A 23,335-nucleotide genomic window follows, 5' to 3' on the forward strand; every position below is an offset into this window, starting at 1 on the left:
AGTGCGGGGAAAATTCTCCGCACTTTTTGTTTATTCTGTGTCTGATATTTCGCTTAAGTATTTACTAGATTATTTGATTTTATAGTGATAGCTGCGGTGAATAATTTTCAGTGATTCCAACAAGTTCTTCTATTGAAATTAATTTTATTTTGCTGCTTTGAGGTAAAAGTGCGGTGAGATTTCTTGCTAAAATATCTTGTTTCAATATCATGCAATTCCCTTTACATTTGGCAAAATAATCAGGATATTTTACTGCCAATAACACACCATCTTGCCATAATATTACCGCATCTTTTTCTGTAATGTATGAAAAGTAATCATCTAGTTCAGTTTTGGGATAATCTGATTGAGAAAATGTATAAATCATAATATTCCTTAGAAAGTAAACAATTTTTCTGCTTGATTAAGCTTTTCTATCAATAAAGATCGGTCAATTTTTTCACAAGATAGGATGAGTTGCTTATTCTCTAGCTTAAATTTCTGTAAAGACTCTGTGCAGATAAAGCGTTGTTTTACATCATATAAATCTAATAATTTAAAGGTTCTAATGAAATCTTTCTGTTGAATGAGTTCAGGTTGTTGATGATTAATAAGATTTAGTACACCATCATCTATAAAAAATACACCAATGTCATCTGGCTCACAAAAAGCTGTTGTGGCAAGAATTGAATCTAAGCCTTCTCGTGAAATGGATGTGCCATGTGGCGATGTGCGAAATAAAAAGGCTATCTTCATAGGGTTATTACTCGATCTGCTTTTAAACTTGCTGCCATAAATTCACCAAGGCCTGCAATTGTGAATTTCTCTGCGAGATTGTAGTGATCTGTGGTTGATGTCGTTAAGTTATCAACAACACCTCGTCGTTGAGATGCTGCAACACATAAATGCAAAGGAACATTGTGGGTGATGGAAAACATTTGCCAATGTTTTTGTAAATTAACTTCATCATTAGCTGGATACACCAATGTATTTCCGTTGCTTACCCCATCTTGAAAGAAAAAAATCTGTGAGATTTCGTGTCCTTTTTTGATTAAGGCTTCTGCAAATTGATAAGCTAAAAATGCCCCTTGTTTTCCGTAAATAGGGCTTTTGACGGCGATAACATAGCGCATTATTCTTGCTCTTGTTTGATTTGGCGGATGTACAGGTAAACCGTATGTCGGGAAATATCTAAACGTTCAGCGACTAAATTAATCGCATCTTTAATATCAAAAATGCCTTTTTCGTAAAGAGAAAGGACGATTTGTCGGTTTTTAGTATTATTGGCAACAGAGCGATCTGCATTGACTTCTTCTATTGTTTTTTCAATAGTCTGCGCAACCAAGTCTTCCACTGAACTCGCAAAGTTCACTGAAGAGGTTTCATTTGTATGCTCCATTGGCATAAAGCATTGCAAAAATTGAGATACGGGTACATCTAAATTGATATTGATGCAAAGTAAACCAATAATACGTTGAGTTTTATTGCGAATAGCGATAGTAACTGATTTCATCAGTACGCTGCCTTTTGCTCGTGTAAAATAAGGCTTTGAAACACTTTCGCTTTGCATATTTCGTAGTGAACGTAAGGCAAGATCGGTGATTGGCGAACCAACTTGTCGATTAGTGTTATGTCCGTTAGCAATACAAATAGCAGAATGTTCAATATCTTCTAGAGAATGAAGCACGATTTCGCAGTGTTCGCCAATAAGAGCGCCTACACCATCAACGACCGCTTTGTAGGAATTTATGATAGTGCGATCTTCGTCGGTGAAAGGATATTTGTCGTTTAAAGTCATGGTGTTAGATTAAAAGTACGGTAAAAATTCCGCTCGTTTTTTTATAATAAAAAGCACGCGTTAAAGAACGCGCGCTATTAAACTCATTAATTATTTTGCAGCTTTTGGATTGACGTCTAATACTTCTACATCAAAAATTAATGTTGAATTTGGTGGAATAGATGCGCCAGCACCTTGTTCGCCATAGCCTAATTCAGGGGCAATGACTAATTGAATTTTTCCGCCTTTTTTCACTAATTGAAGACCTTCAGTCCAGCCTTTAATTACTTGATTAAGTTGAAATTCTACAGGCTGACCGCGTTCTACGGAGCTATCAAATACTTTTCCATTTGGTAATTTACCCGTGTAATGTACTTTAACCGTATCTGTTGATTTGATTGCATCGCCTTTACCAGCGTTTTCAATTTTGTACATTAAACCAGATTGCGTAGTTTTTACATCTTTACCTTTAGCAAATTCAGCGCGGAATTTATCACCTTCTTCTTTTGCTTGTTTAGCAATAGATTCTGCTTTTGCTTTTGATGCAGCCATTAATTTTGCTTCAATAGATTCTAAGGTTTTTTGGATTTTTTCATCTTTACGAACATCCACTTTGCCTTCTAAGGCATCTTTTAAACCATCTAAAATACGCGCATTATCATATTTGATGACTTCTTTGTGTGAATCTACAAGATCTTTCATTTGACCGCCCATGAGCGTACCCACGGCATAAGATGCGGCTTTCTCATCGAATACGCTATCTTCTGCAAAAACTTGGCCAGAAATCACCGCACTTACCATTAATGCTGCGATAGATAATTTTTGAATTTTTAACATATGAGTTAATCCTTTATAATGAATGGAATAATACGAGGAATAGATTAAATGGCTTTCTATCTATTCTCAACTTTTTTTTAGAATTTAGAGAAAATTTATGCAAATTCAACAAATGTTAGAAAATCGCATCGAAGAACTTGAAACGAAAATTGCATTTCAGGAACAGTTATTAGATGAATTAAATCACGCTTTAGTTCAACAGCAATTTGATATTGATAAAATGCAAGTCCAATTGCGTTATATGGCAAATAAATTAAAAGATTTTCAACCGTCTAACATTGCAAGCCAATCTGAAGAAACGCCACCACCCCATTATTAATTTTTGCAATAAATTCGTACAAATGAAAAGGGCGCTTAATGCGCCCTTTAAATTACATTCCCAAATAATAATCAGCTAAATACTTGCCTGCTTATGCAAAGTATTTTTCCAAATCGTCGCTACCGCCAATGTGTTTACCACCGATAAACACTTGTGGAACAGTAGTACGACCTGAAACTGCACGTACGCTCACGATTGTTGCATCGTGACCTAATACGATTTCTTCGAAGCTTAAGCCTTTATCGTGTAAAAGTTGTTTTGCTTTTGCACAGAAAGGACAGCCAGGTTTTGTGAAGATTGAAATAGATTCTTGCACTTGATGTTGTGGCGCAAGATATTTCAACATAGTGTCAGCATCGGATACTTTGAACGGATCGCCTGGTTCGTTTGGTTCGATAAACATTTTTTCAACTACGCCGTTTTTCACAAGCATAGAATAACGCCATGAACGTTTGCCGAAGCCTAAATCTTCTTTACCAACTAACATACCCATGCCTTCGGTAAATTCACCATTACCATCTGGAATGAAAGTGATGTTTTCAGATTTTTCATCTTCTTTCCATGCGTTCATTACGAAAGTATCATTTACAGATACAACGAGAATATCGTCTACACCGTATTTTTTGAATACTGGTGCTAATTCGTTGTAACGTGGTAAGTGTGATGATGAGCAAGTTGGAGTGAATGCGCCTGGTAATGAGAACACGATCACTGTTTTGTTATCAAATAATTCAGAGGTAGTTACATCAACCCATTTATCACCCTGACGAGTGCGGAATGTCACTTGAGGGACTTTTTTTCCTTCCATATTAGACATTGTTTTTTTCTCCTATTGGTTGTTAATTTAAATTTTATGCGCTGTATTATAGGGAAAATTATGATATAGTCATAATCAATTAATTCTATTCTTTTAATTGAATTTTTCTATAGGGAAAATCTCATGAATATCCGTGATCTAGAATATCTTGTTGCCTTATCTGAATATAAACATTTCCGCCGTGCTGCCGATTCTTGTAATGTGAGCCAACCAACATTAAGTGGTCAAATTCGTAAATTAGAAGATGAGCTCGGTATTATTTTGTTAGAGCGCACTAGCCGTAAAGTGTTGTTTACTCAATCTGGGATGTTATTAGTTGATCAGGCTCGCACAGTTCTTCGAGAAGTTAAATTATTGAAAGAAATGGCGAGCAATCAAGGTAAAGAAATGACTGGGCCATTACACATCGGTTTAATTCCAACGGTTGGTCCTTACTTGCTCCCTTATATTGTGCCAACGTTAAAAGCGGCATTCCCTGATTTAGAAGTTTTTCTTTATGAAGCGCAAACGCATCAATTATTAGAACAATTGGAAACGGGACGTTTAGATTGTGCTATCGTTGCCACTGTTCCAGAAACTGAGGCGTTTATTGAAGTACCTATTTTCAATGAGAAAATGTTACTTGCCGTATCAGAGCATCATCCTTGGGCTCAAGAAAGTAAACTTCCAATGAATCAGTTAAATGGTCAAGAAATGTTAATGCTTGATGATGGTCATTGTTTGCGTAATCAAGCGCTAGATTATTGCTTCACTGCTGGCGCAAAAGAAAATTCCCATTTCCAAGCAACTAGTCTTGAAACTTTGCGCAATATGGTGGCTGCAAATGCAGGTATCACTTTTATGCCTGAATTAGCGGTACTAAATGAAGGTACGCGCAAAGGTGTGAAATATATTCCTTGTTATTCGCCTGAGCCATCACGCACCATTGCATTGGTTTATCGTCCTGGTTCACCATTGCGTAATCGTTATGAGCGTGTGGCAAGTGCGGTCAGCGATGAAGTTAAATCTATTCTAGGTGGGTTGAAATAATGGCTGGTGTTCGTGCTGTTCAAAAAGAAAAAACTCGCCGCGCTTTAGTGGATGCGGCATTTAATCAACTTAGTGCAGAAAAAAGTTTTTCTAATTTGAGTTTGAGAGAAGTTGCCCGTGAGGCTGGAATTGCGCCTACATCTTTCTATCGCCATTTTAGCGATATGGATGAACTCGGCTTAGAAATGGTGGATGAGGCTGGTTTAATGTTGCGCCAATTAATGCGTCAAGCGCGTAAACGTATTGATGCTGGCGGTAGCGTTATTTCAGTTTCTGTAGATACATTTTTTGAATTCATCACTAACAGTACGAACGTTTTCCGCTTGCTATTACGCGAAAGTTCAGGAACTTCTCAAGCTTTTCGTACTGCGGCAGCACGTGAAATTAAGCATTTTGTTGATGAGTTAGCTGAATATATTTCCTACAAACATCAGTATTCGCAATATGTTGCTTATGTTCAAGCGGAGGGCATCGTAACAATCGTATTCACTGCCGGGGCTAATGCTTTAGATATGAGTAAAGCTGAACGTGAGCAACTTAAAGCTCGAGTGATTTTGCAGTTGAGAATGCTTGCAAAAGGCGCTGATTTTGCAGCGAATAAGGAAAGAGGCAAGTAAGATAGTTTATATCTAGCCTATTAGTTTTCTCTTTGTGCTTAGATATTCACTATCTTTTATTTTTCCGAGTTATTTCTCATACCAAATTTTATTCACATAAAGTGTGATGAAACCTGAGGGTGTTTCTACCCGCACTTCGTCGTCTAATGTTTTTCCGATTAAAGCTCGAGCTACTGGGGAATCAATAGATATCCAATTTTTTGCAGGGGCAAATTCATCACAGCCGACGATACGGTATTGCTTGGTTTCACCATCTTCATTTTCCAATTCTACCCATGCCCCGAAAAAAACTTTCCCTTCTTGCTTGGGGTTGTAATCGACGATTTGTAGCACTTCCAATCTTTTAGTTAAAAAACGTACTCGACGATCGATTTCACGTAAACGACGTTTTCCGTAAATATATTCTGCATTCTCACTGCGGTCACCAAGAGCGGCGGCATCTGAGACTGCTTGAGTAACTTTTGGGCGTTCTTCTTTCCACAAAAACTTGAGTTCTTGGTCAAGCTCATTCCAGCCTTGACGGGTAATATAATTTGATTTTGCCATAATAAAAATAAAAGAAAGTTTTTCGAATTATATTTGAGCCAACAGCCTAAAACCAGTATTCTATCTCCGTTTTTTCTCGAATCCTTTCATAACAAAAAAGTATGACAATGTTAAATCAACAAATTAGCCAAATTATTGCGGCTGAATTAAACGTTCAACCCCAACAAATCCTCGCGGCCATTCAATTATTAGATGATGGCAACACCATTCCATTTATTGCACGTTATCGTAAAGAAGCCACTGGTGGCTTGGATGACACCCAACTTCGTCATTTTGAAACCCGTTTAATTTATTTGCGTGAATTAGAAGAGCGTCGTCAAACCATCTTGAAATCCATTGAAGAACAAGGGAAATTGACCGATGAATTGCGCGATAAAATCCATGCGACCCAAAGCAAAACTGAATTAGAAGATTTGTATTTGCCATACAAACCAAAACGTCGCACCAAAGGACAAATTGCTATTGAAGCCGGTCTTGAGCCATTAGCTGATTTACTTTGGAGCGAGCCAAAAAATGATCCTGAATCAACCGCACTTTCCTTTGTTGATGCTGATAAAGGCGTGACAGACACCAAAGTAGCCCTTGATGGTGCACGCTATATTTTAATGGAGCGTTTTGCTGAAGATGCAGGTTTATTAGCGAAAGTCCGTGATTATTTAGCGAAAAATGCCGTTATCGTATCTAAAGTGATCGAAGGCAAAGAAACGGAAGGCGCAAAATTCCAAGATTATTTCGATCACCAAGAATTATTGAAAAATGTTCCTTCTCACCGTGCATTAGCGATGTTCCGTGGACGTAATGAGGGTATTTTACAATTAAGCTTAAATGCTGATCCTGATGCAGAAGAGGGAAGTCGCCAAAGCTATTGTGAAGAAATTATTCGTGATTATTTAGATGTACGTTTCACGGGTCATCCTGCGGATAAATGGCGTGAGCAAGTGATTGCGTGGACATGGAAAATCAAAGTTTCGTTGCATTTAGAAACGGAATTAATGGCAAGTTTACGTGAAAAAGCGGAAGAAGAGGCTATTGATGTTTTCGCTCGAAATCTGACCGCACTTTTAATGGCAGCACCCGCTGGCGCGAAGAGCACCATGGGCTTGGACCCGGGCTTGCGTACGGGGGTTAAAGTCGCGGTGGTGGATAATACAGGTAAATTATTAGATACCACCACCATTTATCCACACACAGGCCGTGAAGCCGAAGCGCAAGTGGCAATTTTTAGTTTAATCCGCAAACATAACGTAGAGTTAATTGCCATTGGTAATGGTACTGCTTCTCGTGAAACCGAACGTTTTGCGAAAGAAGTCATTAAAGAAATTAAAGAAAATAAACCGCAAACCGTTGTGGTGAGCGAAGCGGGCGCGTCCGTTTATTCAGCTTCTGAATTTGCCGCAAATGAATTCCCAAATTTAGATGTGTCTTTACGGGGGGCGGTATCTATCGCCCGTCGTTTACAAGATCCATTGGCAGAATTAGTGAAAATCGAACCGAAAGCCATTGGTGTTGGGCAATATCAGCACGATGTAAACCAAACCCAACTTGCGCGTAAACTCGATGCAGTGGTGGAAGACTGCGTAAACGCGGTAGGCGTAGATTTAAATACCGCATCCGCACCATTATTAGCTCGTGTGGCTGGAATGACGAAAACCTTAGCGCAAAACATTGTGGAATATCGTGATGAAAATGGTCGTTTTGAAAGCCGCAGCGAATTGAAAAAAGTACCTCGTTTAGGGCCAAAAGCCTTTGAGCAATGTGCAGGCTTTATGCGTATTGCAGACGGGAAAAATCCACTTGATGCTTCAGGTGTTCACCCAGAAGCTTATCCTGTGGTCGAAAAAATCTTGCAAGCAACCGCGCAATCTATTCAAGATTTAATGGGCAATGCCGGTGTAGTACGTCAGCTTGATGCGAAACAATTTATTGATGAGCAATTTGGTTTACCAACGGTTCAAGATATTTTCAAAGAATTGGAAAAACCAGGCCGCGATCCGCGTGGTGAATTTAAAACTGCGGTATTCGCAGAAGGCGTAGAAGAAATCACCGATTTAAAACCAGGCATGATTTTAGAAGGTACTGTCACTAATGTAACTAATTTCGGCGCATTTGTGGATATTGGTGTTCACCAAGACGGTTTAGTACATATTTCATCATTAAGCGATAAATTCGTCGAAGATCCACATCAAGTGGTGAAAACTGGCGATATCGTAAAAGTAAAAGTGTTGGAAGTAGATGTGCCGCGTAAACGTATTGCGTTAACGATGCGATTAGATGAAAGTGCGGTCAAAAATGACGGCAAATCTGACCGCACTTTATCAGCAAGGCCTCGTGGAAATACGCAACGAGAGGAGCGTAGTTCAAGAGGTAATAATGCGATGGGTAATGCTTTTGCTGATGCGCTAAAAAATTGGAAAAAATAACAAGTTATAGGGCGAAATTATTTGCCCTTTTTTTATAACTATCCTTTCCCGAAAAGCATCGCCAAAACGGCGATTTTTTGCTATAATCTCGCCCAATTTTTATTTACAAAAGAATGAGATAAATTATGTCAGAAACGACCAATGATAACTATGGTGCATCGAGCATTAAAGTATTAAAAGGCCTTGATGCGGTGCGTAAACGTCCAGGTATGTATATCGGTGATACCGATGACGGTACTGGTTTGCACCATATGGTATTTGAAGTGGTGGATAATGCCATTGATGAAGCCCTCGCTGGCCATTGTTCCGATATTATCGTGACAATTCATGATGATAATTCTGTATCGGTACAAGATGATGGGCGTGGTATTCCTGTGGATATTCACCCTGAAGAGGGCGTTTCTGCAGCAGAAGTTATCATGACCGTGCTTCACGCTGGCGGTAAATTTGACGATAACTCTTATAAAGTATCGGGCGGTTTACACGGTGTGGGCGTATCAGTGGTGAATGCGCTTTCTGATAAATTACAATTAACTATTCGTCGTCAAGGTCATGTTCATGAGCAATTCTATCATTTAGGTGAGCCACAAGCGCCATTGACAGTGATTGGCGACACTGAGGCAACGGGGACAACGGTTCGTTTCTGGCCAAGCTCAGATATTTTTGCTATCACAACCTTTGATTACAAAATCTTAGCAAAACGCTTACGTGAGCTTTCTTTCTTGAACTCAGGCGTATCTATTCGTTTAATCGATAAACGTGATGGCTCAGAAGATCATTTCCATTACGAAGGCGGTATTCAAGCATTCGTCGAATATTTGAACAAAAATAAAAACCCAATTCATCCAAAGCCATTTTATTTTACAGCTGAGAAAGATGGCATCGGTGTAGAAGTCGCGTTGCAGTGGAATGATGGTGTAAATGAAAACGTGTATTGCTTTACCAATAATATTCCTCAACGTGATGGCGGTACTCACCTAGCAGGTTTCCGTGGGGCTTTAACCCGTAGCTTAAATAGCTACATGGAAAACGAAGGTATGCTGAAAAAAGAAAAAGTGGCCACTTCAGGTGATGATGCTCGTGAAGGTTTGGTTGCGATTATTTCAGTTAAAGTGCCTGATCCAAAATTCTCATCGCAAACTAAAGACAAACTCGTGTCTTCAGAAGTTAAAAGTGCGGTGGAATCAGCGATGAATGAAAAAATGCAGGAATATTTATTGGAAAATCCTGCAGATGCAAAAATCATTGTAAATCAAATTATTATGGCCGCTCGTGCGCGCGAAGCCGCACGTAAAGCTCGTGAAATGACGCGCCGTAAAGGGGCATTAGATATTGCAGGTTTACCGGGTAAACTTGCAGACTGCCAAGAAAAAGATCCTGCACTTTCTGAACTTTACTTAGTGGAGGGTGACTCCGCGGGTGGTTCTGCAAAAGTTGGTCGTGATCGTAAAACTCAAGCAATTTTGCCATTGAAAGGTAAAATCTTAAACGTAGAAAAAGCACGTTTCGACAAAATGTTGTCTTCCCAAGAGGTGGGAACATTGATTACTGCCTTAGGTTGCGGTATTGGTCGTGATGAATATAACCCTGATAAATTACGCTATCATCATATCATTATCATGACTGATGCTGATGTGGATGGTTCTCACATTCGTACGTTGCTTTTAACGTTCTTCTATCGTCAAATGCCTGAGCTTATTGAGCGTGGTTATGTTTACATTGCTCAGCCGCCACTTTACAAAGTGAAAAAAGGAAAACAAGAACGCTACATTAAAGATGCAGATGAAATGGAGCAATATGAATTAACGCTTGCGTTAGATGGCGCAGAATTACATATCAGCGCAAATGCACCAGCAATGAATGCCCTTGTATTTGAAAAATTGGTGGCAGAATATAACAGCGTACAAAAACTTATCGGTCGTTTAAGCCGCCATTATCCAGCCCCTGTATTGCAAGGATTAATTTATCAGTCGCCAATTTCTGTTGAAATGATGAAAGACGAAAGTGCGGTGGAAAATTGGGGTAAATCTTTTGTTGAACAACTGACCGCAAAAGAAACAGAAGCGCATCAATATTCAGTGCGTACACAATTTAACGCGGAACGCCAAGTATATGAAGCAGTAATTACTGTTCGTAAACACGGTATTGATACCGATTATTTCTTGAATTTTGATTTTGTTCACGGCAATGAATACGCGAAAATTGTTTCTCTTAATAAACAACTCAATGGTTTATTAGAAGAGGGTGCTTATGTCACACGCGGTGAAAAAGTACAACCAGTGCGTACTTTTGAACAAGCCGTTGAATGGTTAGTGAAAGAATCTCGCAAAGGCCTTGAAGTACAACGTTATAAAGGACTTGGTGAAATGAACGCAGACCAACTTTGGGAAACCACAATGGATCCAAATTCACGTCGTATGTTGAAAGTTTCTATTAAGGATGCTGTTGCAGCGGATCAACTCTTCACGACCTTAATGGGAGATGAAGTTGAGCCACGCCGTGAGTTCATTGAGCTGAATGCGTTAAGAGCAAATTTAGACGTGTAAATTTTCGTCTATTTATATTAATAACTGAAAGGGCACTAAAGTGCCCTTTCTTTGTTTATCTTGTTATTTCATATAAGGATTACTATTGGTTTTTTGAACTTAAGTGAGTAAACTAAATGCACTCATTTTCTCAACGGAGAACCTTTATGAAACCTTATCTTATCGCCCCATCAATTCTTTCTGCCGATCTTGCTCGTCTTGGTGATGATGTACAAAACGTACTTAATGCGGGCGCTGATGTTATTCATTTTGATGTTATGGATAACCATTATGTACCTAATCTCACTTTTGGGCCTGCGGTATGTCAAGCCTTACGTGATTATGACATTACCGCACCGATTGATGTGCATTTGATGGTAAAACCGGTCGATCGTATTATTCCCGATTTTGCTAAAGCAGGTGCGAACTACATCACTTTCCACCCAGAATCTAGCGAACATATTGACCGCTCTTTGCAGCTTATTCGTGATTGTGGTTGTAAATCTGGATTAGTTTTTAATCCTGCGACGCCGTTGAGCTATTTAGATTACGTTTTGGATAAAGTGGATGTGGTTTTATTAATGTCAGTTAATCCCGGATTTGGCGGACAATCTTTTATTCCAGCAACGTTGAAGAAATTACAACAGGCTCGTAAGATCATTGATGAAAGTGGTTATGACATTCGTCTTGAAGTTGATGGCGGTGTGAAGGTTGATAATATTGCGGAAATTGCAGCGGCGGGCGCAGATATGTTTGTGGCAGGCTCCGCAATTTTTGGTAAGCCAGATTATAAACAAGTTATTGACCAAATGCGTACACAGTTAGCGAGTGTGAGAGCATAACTGTCATTTTAATGAAATGCGATTGCAATAGAACAGAGAAAAACAATGAATACACAATTTAAACTTATTGGCTTTGATTTAGATGGTACGTTGGTAAATAGCCTACCTGATTTAGCGTTATCCGTAAATTCAGCTTTGGCTGAATTCGATTTACCGCAAGCACCAGAAGAATTAGTGTTAACTTGGATCGGTAATGGGGCGCCTGTATTAATTGCCCGTGCGTTAGATTGGGCGCAAAAACAAACAGGAAAAGTTTTAACTGAAGAAGAGATTAAGCAGGTAACAGAGCGTTTTAATTTTTATTATGGCGAGAATTTATGTAATGTCAGCCGCTTGTATCCGAATGTAAAAGAAACATTAGAAACCTTAAAAGAAAAAGGCTATGTCCTAGCAGTTGTTACCAATAAACCCACAAGACATGTTCAACCAGTATTGGCAGCGTTTGGGATTGATCATTTATTTAGTGAAATGTTGGGTGGTCAGTCTTTACCTGCTATTAAACCACATCCAGGTCCGCTTTATTATTTATGCGGAAAATTTGGTTTTGAACCACGCCAAGTGCTTTTCGTGGGCGATTCTAAAAATGATATTATCGCAGGCCACGCTGCGGGCTGTGCGGTTGTTGGTTTAACTTATGGCTACAATTACAATATCCCTATCAGCGAATCTAATCCAGATTGGGTGTTTGATGATTTTGCCCAGCTATTAACGATTCTTTAAGTTTCTTATCTAACAAAAAAGTGCGGTGAAAATTCACCGCACTTCTTTTATCAAAGAAATTATTTTTAAAGAATATTTGAAAACTCTTCTAACATTTCTTTTGGCCATACGCTTGATTGCACTTCACCGATATGTTTTTTACGAAGTAAAAGCATTGCTAAGCGAGATTGACCGATACCACCGCCGATAGTTAATGGTAATTTACCGTTTAATAAATCTTGGTGCCAATCCATTTTTAAACGGTCTTCATCACCTGTTAGGCCAACTTGTAAGCGTAATGCACTTTCATCTACGCGGATACCCATTGAGGAAAGTTCAAATGCTTTGCCTAATTGATCATTCCATACCAAAATATCACCGTTTAAGCCTTTATAGCCATTTTCAGATTCAGTCGTCCAGTCATCATAGTCAGGTGCACGACCATCATGAGGTTTGCCATCTGAAAGTTTGCCGCCAATCCCGATCAAGAATACTGCACCGTATTCTTTACAAATTGCGTTTTCACGCTCTTTACTGCTTAAATCTGGATAGCGTTTTACTAAATCTTCGCTATGCACAAAGGTAATGTGTTTTGGAAGAATTGAAGGAATATCAAAACGAGCTTCTACGGCTAATTCCGTTAAGCGAATAGCACGATAAATAGAATTTACCGTTTCTTTTAAGTATTCAAAATTACGACGACCTTCAGGAATCACTTTTTCCCAGTCCCATTGATCCACATAAACAGAGTGAGTTGGGTCAAGAGAATCTTCATCTGGGCGTAATGCTTTCATATGAACAAACAAACCTTCGCCTTCTTTGAAGTTGAAGCGAGCAAGAGTATGGCGTTTCCATTTCGCAAGAGAATGCACGACTTCAAATACAGCATTTGGAATACATTTTACGTTAACTTGAACGGCTTTTTCAATGCCAGATAAGTTATCTTGCATTCCGTTACCCACTTGGCTCAAGATCGGGCCTTGTACTTCAATAATGCCAAGTTGTTCAATAAGATTTTGGGTGAAGGTATTCTTCACAAAACTGATTTCTTGTTGTTGTAAAATAAATGTCTTTTTCATTTTGATAACCCTTTTTAACAATAGGTGATATTTTTATGTATTATTTAATAAATATTACTTTTGTTTCAAGTATTTTGTTTGCTTTCTTTTTTAAATTGAATATTATCTAAATCAGAAAAGAAAAATTAAATAAAATCTAAAGGAGGCGATTTTATGCACAACATTGACAGTTTAGATCAGCAAATATTACGTGTACTCACCAAAGATGCGAGAACTCCCTATGCCGAAATGGCTAAAAATTTTGGTGTCAGCCCGGGAACGATTCATGTGCGAGTAGAAAAAATGCGCCAATCGGGCATTATTGAAGGCACGAAGGTGATCATTGATGAGCGTAAATTAGGTTATGACGTATGCTGTTTTATCGGCATTATTCTAAAAAGTGCAAAAGATTATGAGAAAGTGATCAAAAAGCTAGAAAGTTTTGATGAAGTAGTGGAAGCCTATTATACAACGGGCAATTACTCAATTTTCTTAAAAGTGATGACACACACAATCGCAGAATTACATTCTGTTTTGGCGACCAAGATTCAGTTAATAGATGAAATTCAGTCCACTGAAACCTTGATTTCAATGCAAAATCCAATTTTGCGAGATATTAAACCTTAAGAACATAGAAAGTGCGGTGAAATTTTTATTCAAATTTATCCTGATGTTTAAATTTCAATAAATCTCTCCGCTCTTTTTTGTTTGGGCGACGATCAGGATGGGGCATTGAAAGGGAGTTATTTTTTCTTGCCCATGCTATTTCTTCTCTTTTTTTCACGCTATTTTCGGTTTCTTGATAAAGTAATTGGGCTTCTGGCGCACCTCGGCGTTGATCGCTTAAGGCGATAATTTTTATTTCTTTTTCTTCGTTTCCTTGGCGAAGTTTTAACATTGCGCCTACTTCCACAATTTTACTTACTTTCGCACGTTGATTGTTGTAATGCACTTTGCCACTTTCAATCATAGCTTTAGCAATGCTACGTGTTTTGTAAAATCGTGCAGCCCACAACCATTTATCTAATCTGACTTCTTTTTCTTCCATTTGTGAATTTCTCTTTTGCTATTTTGTGGTACAGTCTGTCCCAATCCTATCACAAAATAAAGGAAAACTTATGTTATCCGATTCATCCCAAAAATTACCTAAAATTCTTACCGTACAAGCCGTTGCTAAGTCTCGTTTATTTGAAATTCAGTCTGTTGATTTAGCATTTTCTAATGGGGAATTACGTACTTATGAGCGTTTCAAACCCGGTAATCAACAGGCTGTTATGATGGTTCCCATTGATGGGGATGAGCTTTTATTGATTCGTGAGTATTCAGTTGGCACAGAACGTTATGAATTAGGATTTCCTAAAGGCGGCATAGATAAAGGTGAAGAACTGAAAGATGCAGCAAATCGTGAATTAAAGGAAGAGTTGGGGCTGGGGGCTAATAAAATTGATTTCTTGCGTACGGTGATTACCAATCCAAGTTATATGCGTAGCGTTATGCATATTTTTGTTGCTCAGGATTTTTATCCTTGCCAGTTAGAAGGTGATGAGCCAGAGCCGTTAGAAGTTGTTCGTTTTCCATTGTCGAAAATTGATGAATTACTTGCAGACCCAAGTTTCAATGAAGCTAGAAATTTAACCGCACTTTATTCATTGAAAGATTATTTAAGCCAAAAATAATAGGCTTAATTTAATTATCGTTCTCTCATTTTCCCCTTTTGAAGGGGAAAATCATGGCTAGCCAGATGAACACAACCCTGAGTTAGCCTTTTTCGCTTATCTATAAATAAAAAATCATTCAAATATTCCCCTTTTTATTAAATATTTTCTAACAAGCTCAAATTTCCCTTTAAAAAACTTGAAAAAATACTCGATTTTTGACAATGTTTAGGTGTTTTCTTTTTTTACTCAAGGAACATTTTTATGCATAACGAAAACTTAAAAGAATTGACCGTTCGAGGGATCATCCTCGGCGCATTGATTACAGTGATTTTCACTGCATCCAATGTGTATCTCGGTCTAAAAGTAGGGATGACATTCGCGTCATCTATTCCGGCGGCCGTCATTTCTATGGCTGTGCTCAAATTTTTCAAAGATTCTAGTATTCTTGAAAATAACATGGTGCAAACACAAGCATCTTCAGCGGGGACACTTTCTTCTGTGATCTTCGTCTTACCAGGCTTATTAATGATGGGGTACTGGCAAGACTTCCCATTCTGGCAAACTATGCTGATTTGTGCTGCCGGTGGTACATTGGGCGTGTTATTCACTATTCCATTACGCCGTGCGATGGTGGTAAACAGTGATTTACCTTACCCTGAAGGCGTAGCGGCTGCCGAAATCTTAAAAGCGGGTAATCATGCAGATGGCGATAGCGGTGTGAAAGATATTGCTTACGGTGGTGTTTTAGCGGGATTAGTTGCATTTTTAACGAATGGTTTACGCGTGATGGCTGATGGTGCAAGCGCTTGGATTCAAACTGGTAAAGCGGCTTTCCAATTACCAATGGGCTTCTCACTTGCCTTGCTTGGTGCGGGTTATTTAATTGGTATCGTAGGTGGTATTGCGATGTTGATCGGTGTTATTTTGACTTGGGGTGTGGCTGTGCCATATTTCACGATGTCAGGTGATATCGCGGCAGACGCAAGCTTAATTGATGCCGCAATGGTGGTTTGGAAAACGAAAGTACGCTTTATTGGTGTAGGTACAATTGGTATTGCTGCGATTTGGACATTACTTATTTTAATGAAACCAATGATTGAAGGAATGGTACATTCTTTCCGTATGTTGAAAGGTGGACAGGCTGAATCTGAGCACCGCGTTGATATCGACCTTTCTCCAAAAACAATGATTTATATCTTAATCGCGACAGTTGTGTTAATTGTTATTTCATTACATCACTTTATCGCTGCTGCACCGATTTCACCTGAGCTTTCCATTTTATTAGTTGTAGTTTGTACTTTCTTAGCTGTATTTATCGGCTTCTTTGTGGCTGCAGCTTCTGGTTATATGGCGGGTTTAGTGGGTTCATCTTCAAGCCCAATTTCTGGTATCGGGATTATTTCTGTTATCGTGATTTCATTGGTATTGGTGTCAATCGGTAATGCATCTGGCTTATTTGAAACCGTAGATGGTCAGAAATTTTTGACCGCACTTACACTCTTTACAGCGTCAATTGTCTTAACCACCGCAACGATTTCTAATGATAACTTGCAAGATTTAAAAACCGGTTTATTAGTGGATGCGACACCTTGGCGTCAACAAGTCGCATTAATTATCGGCTGCTTTGTCGGTGCGCTTGTTATCGCACCAGTATTAGAAATCTTATATCATGCATATGGTTTCAGCGGTGCGTTACCACGTCCAGATATGGATCCTTCACAAGCCCTATCTGCACCACAAGCAACATTAATGACTACCATTTCTCAAGGTATTTTCACAAATAAATTGGAATGGACTTATATCTTAACTGGTGTAGGTTTAGGCGCTGTGTTAATTACGATTGATGCATTCTTGAAAAAAGTCAGCAACAAAGTTTTTGGCTTGCCAGTTATTGCTGTGGGGATTGGTATTTACTTACCACCATCAATTAATATGCCTGTGATTGTCGGTGCATTCTTAGCGTGGATCATGACTCGTCATATTGCAAAACTTGGTAACAAAGAAGTGTCAGCTAAAGCAGAACGTTTCGGTACCCTTTTCTCTGCAGGTTTAATCGTAGGTGAAAGCTTAATGGGGGTTATTTTAGCATTCATTATTGCGGCTTCTGTTACCACCGGTGGTTCTGAAGCGCCATTATCCTTAAATCTTGAAAACTGGGATACTATTGGCGAGTGGTTAGGTTTAATCGTATTTATCGTGGGCATTGTGATTTTTGCATCTCGCGTATTACGTGCGAAAAAATCTGATTAATCTTTAAATTTATTTTAGAATAGGCTACCTTTTGGATAGCCTATTTTTTTATTATGAAATCTTACTTAAAAACACTTATTTTTTTCCCTCTAATTTTACAAGTAATCGTCACCGCACTTTTGATTTGGTTCGATGATGATTCAAGTGGCGTTATCGTTCCTTTTTCTAGCTATGCTCTCACAGCATTTCTTCTTGCCACAATTCCCGCATTTTTAACCGCACTTTTAGCTGTAAAATTCCGTTACACACGTTATAACATTGCTTCGATTGTATTAGTTTCATCGATCATTTCATTTGTTTACTGCAATATGGCATCTTATTTTTATTTGCTATTGCTCGGCGAACAAGAAATTTCCTTTTGGGGCTGGTTGAGCGAAGGGGGATTATCCCTCGGGTTAATAAGCACATGCGGAATGGTGTTTTATGCTCTATTTGTGATGCCGTGGTTGCTTCCAAAAACAAGAGAATAATTTTATGCTCACGCTAAACGAACACTTACTTAACCAAGTATTGCTGATTGCTTATCAAGCGGGTAAGCATTTGCAACAGTTTTATCAAAAACAGGTTCATGTTGAATTGAAAGAAGACAACACGCCTGTGACGGAAGCGGATCTTTTTGTGAGCCAATTTTTAACAGAAAAATTGGCCGCACTTTTTCCTAATGTCCCCGTTCTTTCGGAAGAAAATTGTCATATTTCCTTTGAAGAACGTAAAAATTGGAAAGAATATTGGTTGATTGATCCTCTTGATGGCACACAACAATTCATTAATCGTACCGATCAATTTTCTGTGTTGATAACCTTAGTTCGTAAAAATAAACCAGTATTAAGCGTTATTCATGCACCAATTTTATCGACAACTTATTATGCAATGGATAATTTTGGCGCGTTTAAAAAACAACTGGATCAGGTAAAAAAACTCACTAAAAACACGCTGAATTTTGACCTCCCTTTACGAATTGCGGTGGGGGCAACCACTTCACAAGAAAAAGTGCGGTCGATTTTGCCGAAGGATTTTCCTTGTGAATTTGTTGTGGTAGGTTCAAGTAGCTTAAAAAGCGGTTTGGTGGCTGAGGGCGCAGTAGATTGTTATGTTCGTTTAGGACAAACTGGTGAATGGGATACCGCTGGCGCTGAAGTGTTACTGGGTGAAACTCACGGTGCCATTTTTGACTCTCATTTTGAGCCTTTAACCTATAACCAACGTGAAACCTTGATTAATCCGCATTTTGTCATGGTGGGCGATCAATCTCTCGATTGGCGTTCTATCTTTCAATTTAATTGATTGGTTCGATTGGTTTTTTTCTCTAGAATACGGCATTATTTTCGACATTACTCGGAATCTTATAAGGAATAATTATGCAAACTGATAATAACTGTATCGTCATTTTTGGCGCGTCTGGTGACTTAACTCACCGTAAACTCATTCCAGCTCTTTATAATCTTTACAAAATTGGACGTTTGAGTGAAAACTTTTCCGTTCTAGGTGTTGCACGTTCTGAGTTGAACGATGAAACTTTCCGCGAAAAAATGCGTGAGGCGTTAATCCATAATGAAGAAACAACACCTGACACTTTAGATGCTTTCTGCTCTCATCTTTATTACCAATCTGTGAATACTTCGGATGCTCAAGATTATGGCAAACTTGTTCCACGCTTAGATAATCTTCATGATAAATATAAAACTTGTGGTAACACCCTTTACTATATGTCCACTCCGCCAAGTCTTTATGGCGTGATTCCTGAGTGTTTGGCTGCACATGGTTTAAATACGGAAGAATATGGCTGGAAACGTATTATCGTTGAAAAACCTTTTGGTTATGATGAAAAAACAGCGCAAGCATTAGACGTACAAATCCACCGTTTCTTTGAAGAACATCAAATTTATCGTATCGACCATTATTTAGGTAAAGAAACCGTTCAGAACTTGCTTGTATTACGTTTTTCAAATGGTTGGTTTGAACCACTTTGGAACCGTAATTTCATTGATTATGTAGAAATTACGGGTGCAGAATCAATTGGCGTGGAAGAGCGTGGTGGCTATTATGATGGTTCTGGTGCAATGCGCGATATGTTCCAAAACCATTTATTGCAAGTATTGGCGATGGTGGCAATGGAGCCGCCAGCGATTATTAATGCAAATTCCATGCGTGATGAAGTAGCAAAAGTGATGCATAGTTTGCGTCCATTAACTGCCGAAGATATGGAGCATAATCTCGTTTTAGGTCAATACACTGCGGCTGAAATTAACGGCAAAATGGAAAACGGCTATCTGGAAGAAAAAGGCGTACCGGCAGATTCTCGCACTGAAACCTACATCGCATTGCGTTGTGAAATTGAAAATTGGCGTTGGGCTGGTGTGCCGTTCTATGTCCGTACGGGTAAACGCTTACCTGCTCGCGTAACTGAAATTGTGATCCATTTTAAAACTACGCCACATCCTGTATTCAGTCAAAATGCACCAGAGAATAAATTGATTATTCGTATTCAACCTGATGAAGCGATTTCAATGCGTTTTGGTTTGAAAAAACCAGGTGCAGGTTTTGAAGCAAAAGAAGTATCAATGGATTTCCGTTATGCAGATTTAGCAGGCGCACAAGTATTAACCGCTTATGAACGCTTATTGTTAGATGCGATGAAAGGCGACGCTACCTTGTTTGCTCGTACTGATGCTGTGCATGCTGCATGGAAATTTGTGCAACCGATTTTAGATTACAAAGCTAATGGTGGTCGTATTCATGAATATGAAGCCGGCACTTGGGGCCCTGTGGCAGCAGATAAGTTAATTGCAAAACAAGGCAAAGTTTGGCGTAAACCGACAGGTTTAATGAAGAAAAAAGTTTAATTAATCTAATGTAAGGCGGGCTTTAGCCCGCTGCTCTTAATATCTAACATAATAAATCGTGGGCTAAAGCCCAACGGAAAATCAATGAACTATATCAGCTTCCCAACGGCTCAACACGCAGTCGATAAAATTGCACAAGAATTTGTGATTTATAGCCAATTAAATCATCCTGTACATATTTCCCTTTCTGGCGGTTCAACACCTAAGTTGTTATTTAAAACCTTAGCCAAAGCACCTTATGCAGAACAAATTAACTGGAAAAATCTACATTTTTGGTGGGGTGATGATCGTATGGTTCCACCAACCGATTCAGAAAGCAATTATGGCGAAGTGCAAAAACTCTTATTCGATCATATTCAAATTCCAGCAGAAAATATTCACCGAATTCGTGGAGAAAATGAACCGCACTTTGAGCTAAAACGTTTCGAAGAAGAATTAAGTGCGGTCATTCCAAACGGTGTTTTTGATTGGATTATTTTAGGTATGGGGGCAGACGGTCATACTGCGTCTCTTTTCCCACATCAAACCAATTTTGATGATGAAAACCTTGCTGTCATTGCAAAACACCCTGAAAGCGGTCAAATCCGCATTTCTAAAACAGCCAAACTCATCGAACAAGCCAAACGCATTACCTATTTGGTGACAGGCGAAAGCAAAGCGGATATTTTAAAAGAAATCCAAACGACTCCTGCAGAAAATCTGCCTTACCCTGCTGCCAAAATTAAAGCAAAAAATGGCGTGACGGAATGGTATTTGGATAAAGCGGCGGAAAAATTGCTATAACAAATTGAGTATCGCAGGCTTGCAAAATGATAGACTACAAAGTGAATGAACCAATTGCAGTTAAACAATTTATTGAATTGCTAAATAAAACAACGCTCGGGGCACGCCGTCCGTTAGAGGATGAAAAACGCGTCGCAGCAATGTTGCACCATGCGGATTTATTAGTGACCGCTTGGGATGGTGAACGATTAGTGGGTGTAGCACGTTCCGTGACGGATTTTGCCTACTGCTGTTATTTATCTGATTTAGCAGTTGATGAACAATATCAAAAACAAGGTATTGGTTTACAGTTAATTGAACATACTAAACAAGCCTTACATCCACAAGCCAAAATCGTGCTGTTATCGGCGCCACAAGCCGTGGATTATTATCCGCATATTGGATTTACGCAGCATATGAGTGCATGGACGAAGAGTTAATTTATTAGCATTGTATGGATTAAAGTAAGATTAAAATATAGATACATCAGATGCGGAGTGACTTAATGTTGAATTTAGATAATAAAAAATTTGTTGCTGTTGAAAACACCGCAAATGGTGAAGTGAGTAGCCAAACCGAATTTCATTACCATCAACAAGGTAAAATGATTTGGGCCGAATATGGTGGCGGTGAAATTTTAAAAGGCTTCTTAATTGGGAAATGGATTGACGATATTCAAATTGAATTTACGTATCAACATTTAAATCAATCTCTAGAAAACCGTTTGGGGCGTTGTTGTACCACATTTTCTTTAGAAAAGAGTAAACTCATCGGCTATGAAAAATGGCAGTGGCTAGACACGTTAGAGCAAGGCAGCTCTTTAATTAGAGAAATTTAAAAGAAGTTTTGCTATAGAATATCAGAAACAAGGTATTATCTTGTAGTTTATTGAACACACTAAACAAGTCTTGCACCCACAAGCACAAAATTGTGCTTTTATCTGCTCCACAAGTGGTGGATTATTATCCGCATATTGGGTTTACGCAGCACATGAGTGCATGGACAAAGAGTTAAAAAACGCTTGGAAAAGTAATCGCACTTTTGCCGCAAGAAGATGGATTACTGATGATGCGAGCCATCGTGCGATAAGTCCCACTTAAATGGAGATAAAAGATGAAAAAACTTTTAATAATTGCCTTAGCAGCCGTGCTTGTTGCTTGTTCTTCCGGCATTAATGTTGATGAGCTTATAATGAAAATGCCGAAAAATGACCGCACTTTTGTGGTTCAGATTCCGGTAGCAAGCAATGCAGTTTCCAATACTATGATTGTTGGAATGATCAAAACTTCAGGCTCTCCGTCGGCCTCAAATATAATGCAGATTTTGGCGATGGATAATGCTAATGTCGGCGTGGCAGGCGATAGTCAAATAGTGAATAAAGCCACCGCACTTTATGCATTAGAACACGTGATGAAAGTCGGTAAAAATGTTGGTATCTATATGATGGGCGACAGTGAAAGCGATAAAGCCGATTTAGAAAAACCAGCAAACAGAAAAAATATTAAATTACATTATTTCATTAACCAAAAGTAATCTGTTTGATAGTGCACACTTCATAGCGTGTGTTTGTGGCAAAGGCACACGTTTCGAAACGTGTGCCATCGTGGGTTCAATTAATTAATGGCTTAATAGGATTATGAACTTAGAATCTAACACCATTGGTATTTTAGTCAGTTTTAGTAGCTTGGTTGCAACAATTATAACTGGTTGGATTGCTATTTGGATTTCTCAAAAGACTTTTTCTTATTCTCAAAAAAAACAAGATTTTGAGTATTTAAGTTATGCTATAGAAAATTTTGCCTCCATCTCAGAATGGAGGAGAATTAAACGACAATTATTTTTTAGAACAATATCTTATTTTAAAGGATTAGACGATAAACAGATAATATTATTAATAACCATATTAAAGAATGATAAGAATTCTGATTTGGTTAAGTTAAATATAATAACTAGAGGAATAAAAGAAAAATTAATAAAGTTATTATATAAAAACAACTCAACAGTAATAGAACCCATGTATAAAGATAAGTTCAGTTACCTATTATTTAGAAAATCTAGTTCTTATAAAATATTTTCTTGGCTTTTATTCCTTATTTGGTTGTTTTTCATACTTTGTATTAGTATTGAGATAAACCTTATATCTAAAAGTATAATAACTTTTCATTTATTGTCTTTACCTTTTGTATGGATTCCTGAGTACTATTTACTAAGAAGTATCGATAATAGAGAGCAAATAGATAAACTAGAGGCCTACTAATTTCGTTAATAAGAAGGTTGGATTTATCCGACCATCAACGTTTTTGATAGCGCGCGTCTCCTGACGCGTGCTGATAACTTACTAAATTTGTAAGGCTCGC

General features: G+C 38.5%; 27 protein-coding genes and 1 pseudogene. 19 read left to right on the forward strand and 9 right to left on the reverse strand.

Features of this window, described 5'->3' with window-relative positions; all coding sequences use genetic code 11:
* Positions 1 to 79: 79 nt before the first annotated feature.
* From HMPREF9096_RS08630 to fkpA, 5 genes are all read right to left on the reverse strand, one after another.
* Complete coding sequence (locus tag HMPREF9096_RS08630) at positions 80 to 367, reverse strand: DsrH/TusB family sulfur relay protein (RefSeq protein ID WP_009499551.1); 288 nt, start codon at positions 365 to 367, stop codon at positions 80 to 82.
* Between the two features lie 8 nt (positions 368 to 375).
* A complete protein-coding gene (tusC, locus tag HMPREF9096_RS08625) occupies positions 376 to 735 on the reverse strand; it encodes a sulfurtransferase complex subunit TusC (RefSeq protein WP_009499552.1) in 360 nt (119 codons plus the stop codon).
* Positions 732 to 1,112: a sulfurtransferase complex subunit TusD gene (gene tusD, locus HMPREF9096_RS08620; RefSeq protein WP_009499553.1), complete on the reverse strand. Its 381-nt coding sequence runs from the start codon at positions 1,110 to 1,112 to the stop codon at positions 732 to 734. The genes tusC and tusD overlap by 4 nt, the downstream gene beginning before the upstream one ends.
* The gene (locus HMPREF9096_RS08615) at positions 1,112 to 1,777 is read right to left on the reverse strand and encodes a transcriptional regulator (RefSeq protein WP_009499554.1); all 666 of its coding nucleotides are present in this window, start codon (positions 1,775 to 1,777) and stop codon (positions 1,112 to 1,114) included. The genes tusD and HMPREF9096_RS08615 overlap by 1 nt, the downstream gene beginning before the upstream one ends.
* Positions 1,778 to 1,867: 90 nt before the next feature.
* The gene (fkpA, locus tag HMPREF9096_RS08610; RefSeq protein WP_009499555.1) at positions 1,868 to 2,593 is read right to left on the reverse strand and encodes an FKBP-type peptidyl-prolyl cis-trans isomerase; all 726 of its coding nucleotides are present in this window, start codon (positions 2,591 to 2,593) and stop codon (positions 1,868 to 1,870) included.
* Between the two features lie 97 nt (positions 2,594 to 2,690).
* Between fkpA and HMPREF9096_RS08605 the strand changes: the two genes are divergently transcribed.
* Entirely contained in the window at positions 2,691 to 2,912 is a 222-nt protein-coding gene (locus HMPREF9096_RS08605) for a SlyX family protein (RefSeq protein WP_005630530.1), read from the forward strand.
* Between the two features lie 91 nt (positions 2,913 to 3,003).
* Here HMPREF9096_RS08605 and pgdx read toward each other — a convergent pair whose 3' ends face one another.
* Complete coding sequence (pgdx, locus tag HMPREF9096_RS08600; protein WP_009499556.1) at positions 3,004 to 3,729, reverse strand: hybrid peroxiredoxin PGdx; 726 nt, start codon at positions 3,727 to 3,729, stop codon at positions 3,004 to 3,006.
* Positions 3,730 to 3,852: 123 nt separating this feature from the next.
* On the opposite strand from pgdx, the gene oxyR reads away from it, so the two are divergent.
* Both oxyR and fabR read left to right on the forward strand, forming a co-directional pair.
* Positions 3,853 to 4,758: a DNA-binding transcriptional regulator OxyR gene (gene oxyR, locus HMPREF9096_RS08595; protein ID WP_005635648.1), complete on the forward strand. Its 906-nt coding sequence runs from the start codon at positions 3,853 to 3,855 to the stop codon at positions 4,756 to 4,758.
* A complete protein-coding gene (gene fabR / locus HMPREF9096_RS08590; protein WP_005629669.1) occupies positions 4,758 to 5,375 on the forward strand; it encodes an HTH-type transcriptional repressor FabR in 618 nt (205 codons plus the stop codon). The genes oxyR and fabR overlap by 1 nt, the downstream gene beginning before the upstream one ends.
* 69 nt (positions 5,376 to 5,444) lie before the next feature.
* Here the strand turns inward: fabR and greB are convergent, their stop codons facing one another.
* Positions 5,445 to 5,921 carry a transcription elongation factor GreB gene (greB, locus tag HMPREF9096_RS08585; RefSeq protein ID WP_009499557.1) on the reverse strand — a complete coding sequence of 159 codons (477 nt, stop codon included), beginning with the start codon at positions 5,919 to 5,921 and terminating at the stop codon, positions 5,445 to 5,447.
* Positions 5,922 to 6,028: 107 nt separating this feature from the next.
* Here greB and HMPREF9096_RS08580 point away from each other — a divergent pair, with 107 nt between their 5' ends.
* The 4 genes from HMPREF9096_RS08580 to HMPREF9096_RS08565 all read left to right on the forward strand — a co-directional run bounded on the left by HMPREF9096_RS08580 (position 6,029) and on the right by HMPREF9096_RS08565 (position 12,428).
* Positions 6,029 to 8,341: a Tex family protein gene (locus HMPREF9096_RS08580; RefSeq protein ID WP_032803199.1), complete on the forward strand. Its 2,313-nt coding sequence runs from the start codon at positions 6,029 to 6,031 to the stop codon at positions 8,339 to 8,341.
* Positions 8,342 to 8,466: 125 nt separating this feature from the next.
* Complete coding sequence (gene gyrB, locus HMPREF9096_RS08575) at positions 8,467 to 10,887, forward strand: DNA topoisomerase (ATP-hydrolyzing) subunit B (RefSeq protein ID WP_009499559.1); 2,421 nt, start codon at positions 8,467 to 8,469, stop codon at positions 10,885 to 10,887.
* A 146-nt stretch (positions 10,888 to 11,033) separates the two neighbouring features.
* Positions 11,034 to 11,708 (forward strand): ribulose-phosphate 3-epimerase, encoded by a 675-nt coding sequence (gene rpe / locus HMPREF9096_RS08570; protein ID WP_009499560.1) that lies wholly within the window; start codon positions 11,034 to 11,036, stop codon positions 11,706 to 11,708.
* 45 nt (positions 11,709 to 11,753) lie between these two features.
* Positions 11,754 to 12,428 carry a phosphoglycolate phosphatase gene (locus HMPREF9096_RS08565; RefSeq protein WP_009499561.1) on the forward strand — a complete coding sequence of 225 codons (675 nt, stop codon included), beginning with the start codon at positions 11,754 to 11,756 and terminating at the stop codon, positions 12,426 to 12,428.
* Positions 12,429 to 12,493: 65 nt separating this feature from the next.
* Here HMPREF9096_RS08565 and asnA read toward each other — a convergent pair whose 3' ends face one another.
* A complete protein-coding gene (gene asnA / locus HMPREF9096_RS08560) occupies positions 12,494 to 13,486 on the reverse strand; it encodes an aspartate--ammonia ligase (protein ID WP_009499562.1) in 993 nt (330 codons plus the stop codon).
* Positions 13,487 to 13,639: 153 nt separating this feature from the next.
* On the opposite strand from asnA, the gene asnC reads away from it, so the two are divergent.
* Complete coding sequence (gene asnC / locus HMPREF9096_RS08555; RefSeq protein WP_005635654.1) at positions 13,640 to 14,092, forward strand: transcriptional regulator AsnC; 453 nt, start codon at positions 13,640 to 13,642, stop codon at positions 14,090 to 14,092.
* A 25-nt stretch (positions 14,093 to 14,117) separates the two neighbouring features.
* Here asnC and hslR read toward each other — a convergent pair whose 3' ends face one another.
* Positions 14,118 to 14,513, reverse strand: a complete 396-nt coding sequence (gene hslR, locus HMPREF9096_RS08550) for a ribosome-associated heat shock protein Hsp15 (RefSeq protein WP_005626656.1) — start codon at positions 14,511 to 14,513, stop codon at positions 14,118 to 14,120.
* Between the two features lie 70 nt (positions 14,514 to 14,583).
* On the opposite strand from hslR, the gene nudE reads away from it, so the two are divergent.
* From nudE to HMPREF9096_RS08500, 11 genes and pseudogenes are all read left to right on the forward strand, one after another.
* A complete protein-coding gene (gene nudE, locus HMPREF9096_RS08545) occupies positions 14,584 to 15,141 on the forward strand; it encodes an ADP compounds hydrolase NudE (RefSeq protein ID WP_032803200.1) in 558 nt (185 codons plus the stop codon).
* Between the two features lie 243 nt (positions 15,142 to 15,384).
* Positions 15,385 to 17,373: an OPT family oligopeptide transporter gene (locus HMPREF9096_RS08540; RefSeq protein ID WP_009499564.1), complete on the forward strand. Its 1,989-nt coding sequence runs from the start codon at positions 15,385 to 15,387 to the stop codon at positions 17,371 to 17,373.
* Positions 17,374 to 17,426: 53 nt separating this feature from the next.
* Positions 17,427 to 17,843, forward strand: coding sequence for a hypothetical protein (locus HMPREF9096_RS08535; protein WP_009499565.1), 417 nt, complete (start codon positions 17,427 to 17,429; stop codon positions 17,841 to 17,843).
* Positions 17,844 to 17,847: 4 nt separating this feature from the next.
* Positions 17,848 to 18,657 carry a 3'(2'),5'-bisphosphate nucleotidase CysQ gene (gene cysQ, locus HMPREF9096_RS08530; protein WP_009499566.1) on the forward strand — a complete coding sequence of 270 codons (810 nt, stop codon included), beginning with the start codon at positions 17,848 to 17,850 and terminating at the stop codon, positions 18,655 to 18,657.
* 74 nt (positions 18,658 to 18,731) lie between these two features.
* On the forward strand, positions 18,732 to 20,216 hold the full coding sequence (gene zwf, locus HMPREF9096_RS08525) for a glucose-6-phosphate dehydrogenase (RefSeq protein ID WP_009499567.1): 1,485 nt from the start codon (positions 18,732 to 18,734) through the stop codon (positions 20,214 to 20,216).
* A gap of 84 nt (positions 20,217 to 20,300) precedes the next feature.
* Positions 20,301 to 20,999: a 6-phosphogluconolactonase gene (gene pgl, locus HMPREF9096_RS08520; protein ID WP_009499568.1), complete on the forward strand. Its 699-nt coding sequence runs from the start codon at positions 20,301 to 20,303 to the stop codon at positions 20,997 to 20,999.
* A gap of 26 nt (positions 21,000 to 21,025) precedes the next feature.
* Entirely contained in the window at positions 21,026 to 21,418 is a 393-nt protein-coding gene (locus tag HMPREF9096_RS08515; protein WP_009499569.1) for a GNAT family N-acetyltransferase, read from the forward strand.
* 65 nt (positions 21,419 to 21,483) lie between these two features.
* A complete protein-coding gene (locus HMPREF9096_RS08510; RefSeq protein ID WP_009499570.1) occupies positions 21,484 to 21,816 on the forward strand; it encodes a hypothetical protein in 333 nt (110 codons plus the stop codon).
* A gap of 16 nt (positions 21,817 to 21,832) precedes the next feature.
* Positions 21,833 to 21,992: pseudogene (locus tag HMPREF9096_RS09375) on the forward strand (GNAT family N-acetyltransferase); the annotation flags it as partial.
* Between the two features lie 99 nt (positions 21,993 to 22,091).
* Complete coding sequence (locus HMPREF9096_RS08505; RefSeq protein ID WP_009499572.1) at positions 22,092 to 22,511, forward strand: hypothetical protein; 420 nt, start codon at positions 22,092 to 22,094, stop codon at positions 22,509 to 22,511.
* Positions 22,512 to 22,614: 103 nt separating this feature from the next.
* Positions 22,615 to 23,235: a hypothetical protein gene (locus HMPREF9096_RS08500; RefSeq protein ID WP_009499573.1), complete on the forward strand. Its 621-nt coding sequence runs from the start codon at positions 22,615 to 22,617 to the stop codon at positions 23,233 to 23,235.
* The last annotated feature ends 100 nt before the right edge of the window (positions 23,236 to 23,335 follow it).

This window comes from Haemophilus sp. oral taxon 851 str. F0397, from assembly GCF_000242295.1.
GTDB lineage: Bacteria > Pseudomonadota > Gammaproteobacteria > Enterobacterales > Pasteurellaceae > Haemophilus.

Coding starts and splice junctions, on each gene's coding strand:
- HMPREF9096_RS08630 (WP_009499551.1), bottom strand. CDS start 367: ATGATTTATACATTTTCTCAATCAGATTATCCCAAAACTGAACTAGAT.
- tusC (WP_009499552.1), bottom strand. CDS start 735: ATGAAGATAGCCTTTTTATTTCGCACATCGCCACATGGCACATCCATT.
- tusD (WP_009499553.1), bottom strand. CDS start 1,112: ATGCGCTATGTTATCGCCGTCAAAAGCCCTATTTACGGAAAACAAGGG.
- HMPREF9096_RS08615 (WP_009499554.1), bottom strand. CDS start 1,777: ATGACTTTAAACGACAAATATCCTTTCACCGACGAAGATCGCACTATC.
- fkpA (WP_009499555.1), bottom strand. CDS start 2,593: ATGTTAAAAATTCAAAAATTATCTATCGCAGCATTAATGGTAAGTGCG.
- HMPREF9096_RS08605 (WP_005630530.1), top strand. CDS start 2,691: ATGCAAATTCAACAAATGTTAGAAAATCGCATCGAAGAACTTGAAACG.
- pgdx (WP_009499556.1), bottom strand. CDS start 3,729: ATGTCTAATATGGAAGGAAAAAAAGTCCCTCAAGTGACATTCCGCACT.
- oxyR (WP_005635648.1), top strand. CDS start 3,853: ATGAATATCCGTGATCTAGAATATCTTGTTGCCTTATCTGAATATAAA.
- fabR (WP_005629669.1), top strand. CDS start 4,758: ATGGCTGGTGTTCGTGCTGTTCAAAAAGAAAAAACTCGCCGCGCTTTA.
- greB (WP_009499557.1), bottom strand. CDS start 5,921: ATGGCAAAATCAAATTATATTACCCGTCAAGGCTGGAATGAGCTTGAC.
- HMPREF9096_RS08580 (WP_032803199.1), top strand. CDS start 6,029: ATGTTAAATCAACAAATTAGCCAAATTATTGCGGCTGAATTAAACGTT.
- gyrB (WP_009499559.1), top strand. CDS start 8,467: ATGTCAGAAACGACCAATGATAACTATGGTGCATCGAGCATTAAAGTA.
- rpe (WP_009499560.1), top strand. CDS start 11,034: ATGAAACCTTATCTTATCGCCCCATCAATTCTTTCTGCCGATCTTGCT.
- HMPREF9096_RS08565 (WP_009499561.1), top strand. CDS start 11,754: ATGAATACACAATTTAAACTTATTGGCTTTGATTTAGATGGTACGTTG.
- asnA (WP_009499562.1), bottom strand. CDS start 13,486: ATGAAAAAGACATTTATTTTACAACAACAAGAAATCAGTTTTGTGAAG.
- asnC (WP_005635654.1), top strand. CDS start 13,640: ATGCACAACATTGACAGTTTAGATCAGCAAATATTACGTGTACTCACC.
- hslR (WP_005626656.1), bottom strand. CDS start 14,513: ATGGAAGAAAAAGAAGTCAGATTAGATAAATGGTTGTGGGCTGCACGA.
- nudE (WP_032803200.1), top strand. CDS start 14,584: ATGTTATCCGATTCATCCCAAAAATTACCTAAAATTCTTACCGTACAA.
- HMPREF9096_RS08540 (WP_009499564.1), top strand. CDS start 15,385: ATGCATAACGAAAACTTAAAAGAATTGACCGTTCGAGGGATCATCCTC.
- HMPREF9096_RS08535 (WP_009499565.1), top strand. CDS start 17,427: ATGAAATCTTACTTAAAAACACTTATTTTTTTCCCTCTAATTTTACAA.
- cysQ (WP_009499566.1), top strand. CDS start 17,848: ATGCTCACGCTAAACGAACACTTACTTAACCAAGTATTGCTGATTGCT.
- zwf (WP_009499567.1), top strand. CDS start 18,732: ATGCAAACTGATAATAACTGTATCGTCATTTTTGGCGCGTCTGGTGAC.
- pgl (WP_009499568.1), top strand. CDS start 20,301: ATGAACTATATCAGCTTCCCAACGGCTCAACACGCAGTCGATAAAATT.
- HMPREF9096_RS08515 (WP_009499569.1), top strand. CDS start 21,026: ATGATAGACTACAAAGTGAATGAACCAATTGCAGTTAAACAATTTATT.
- HMPREF9096_RS08510 (WP_009499570.1), top strand. CDS start 21,484: ATGTTGAATTTAGATAATAAAAAATTTGTTGCTGTTGAAAACACCGCA.
- HMPREF9096_RS08505 (WP_009499572.1), top strand. CDS start 22,092: ATGAAAAAACTTTTAATAATTGCCTTAGCAGCCGTGCTTGTTGCTTGT.
- HMPREF9096_RS08500 (WP_009499573.1), top strand. CDS start 22,615: ATGAACTTAGAATCTAACACCATTGGTATTTTAGTCAGTTTTAGTAGC.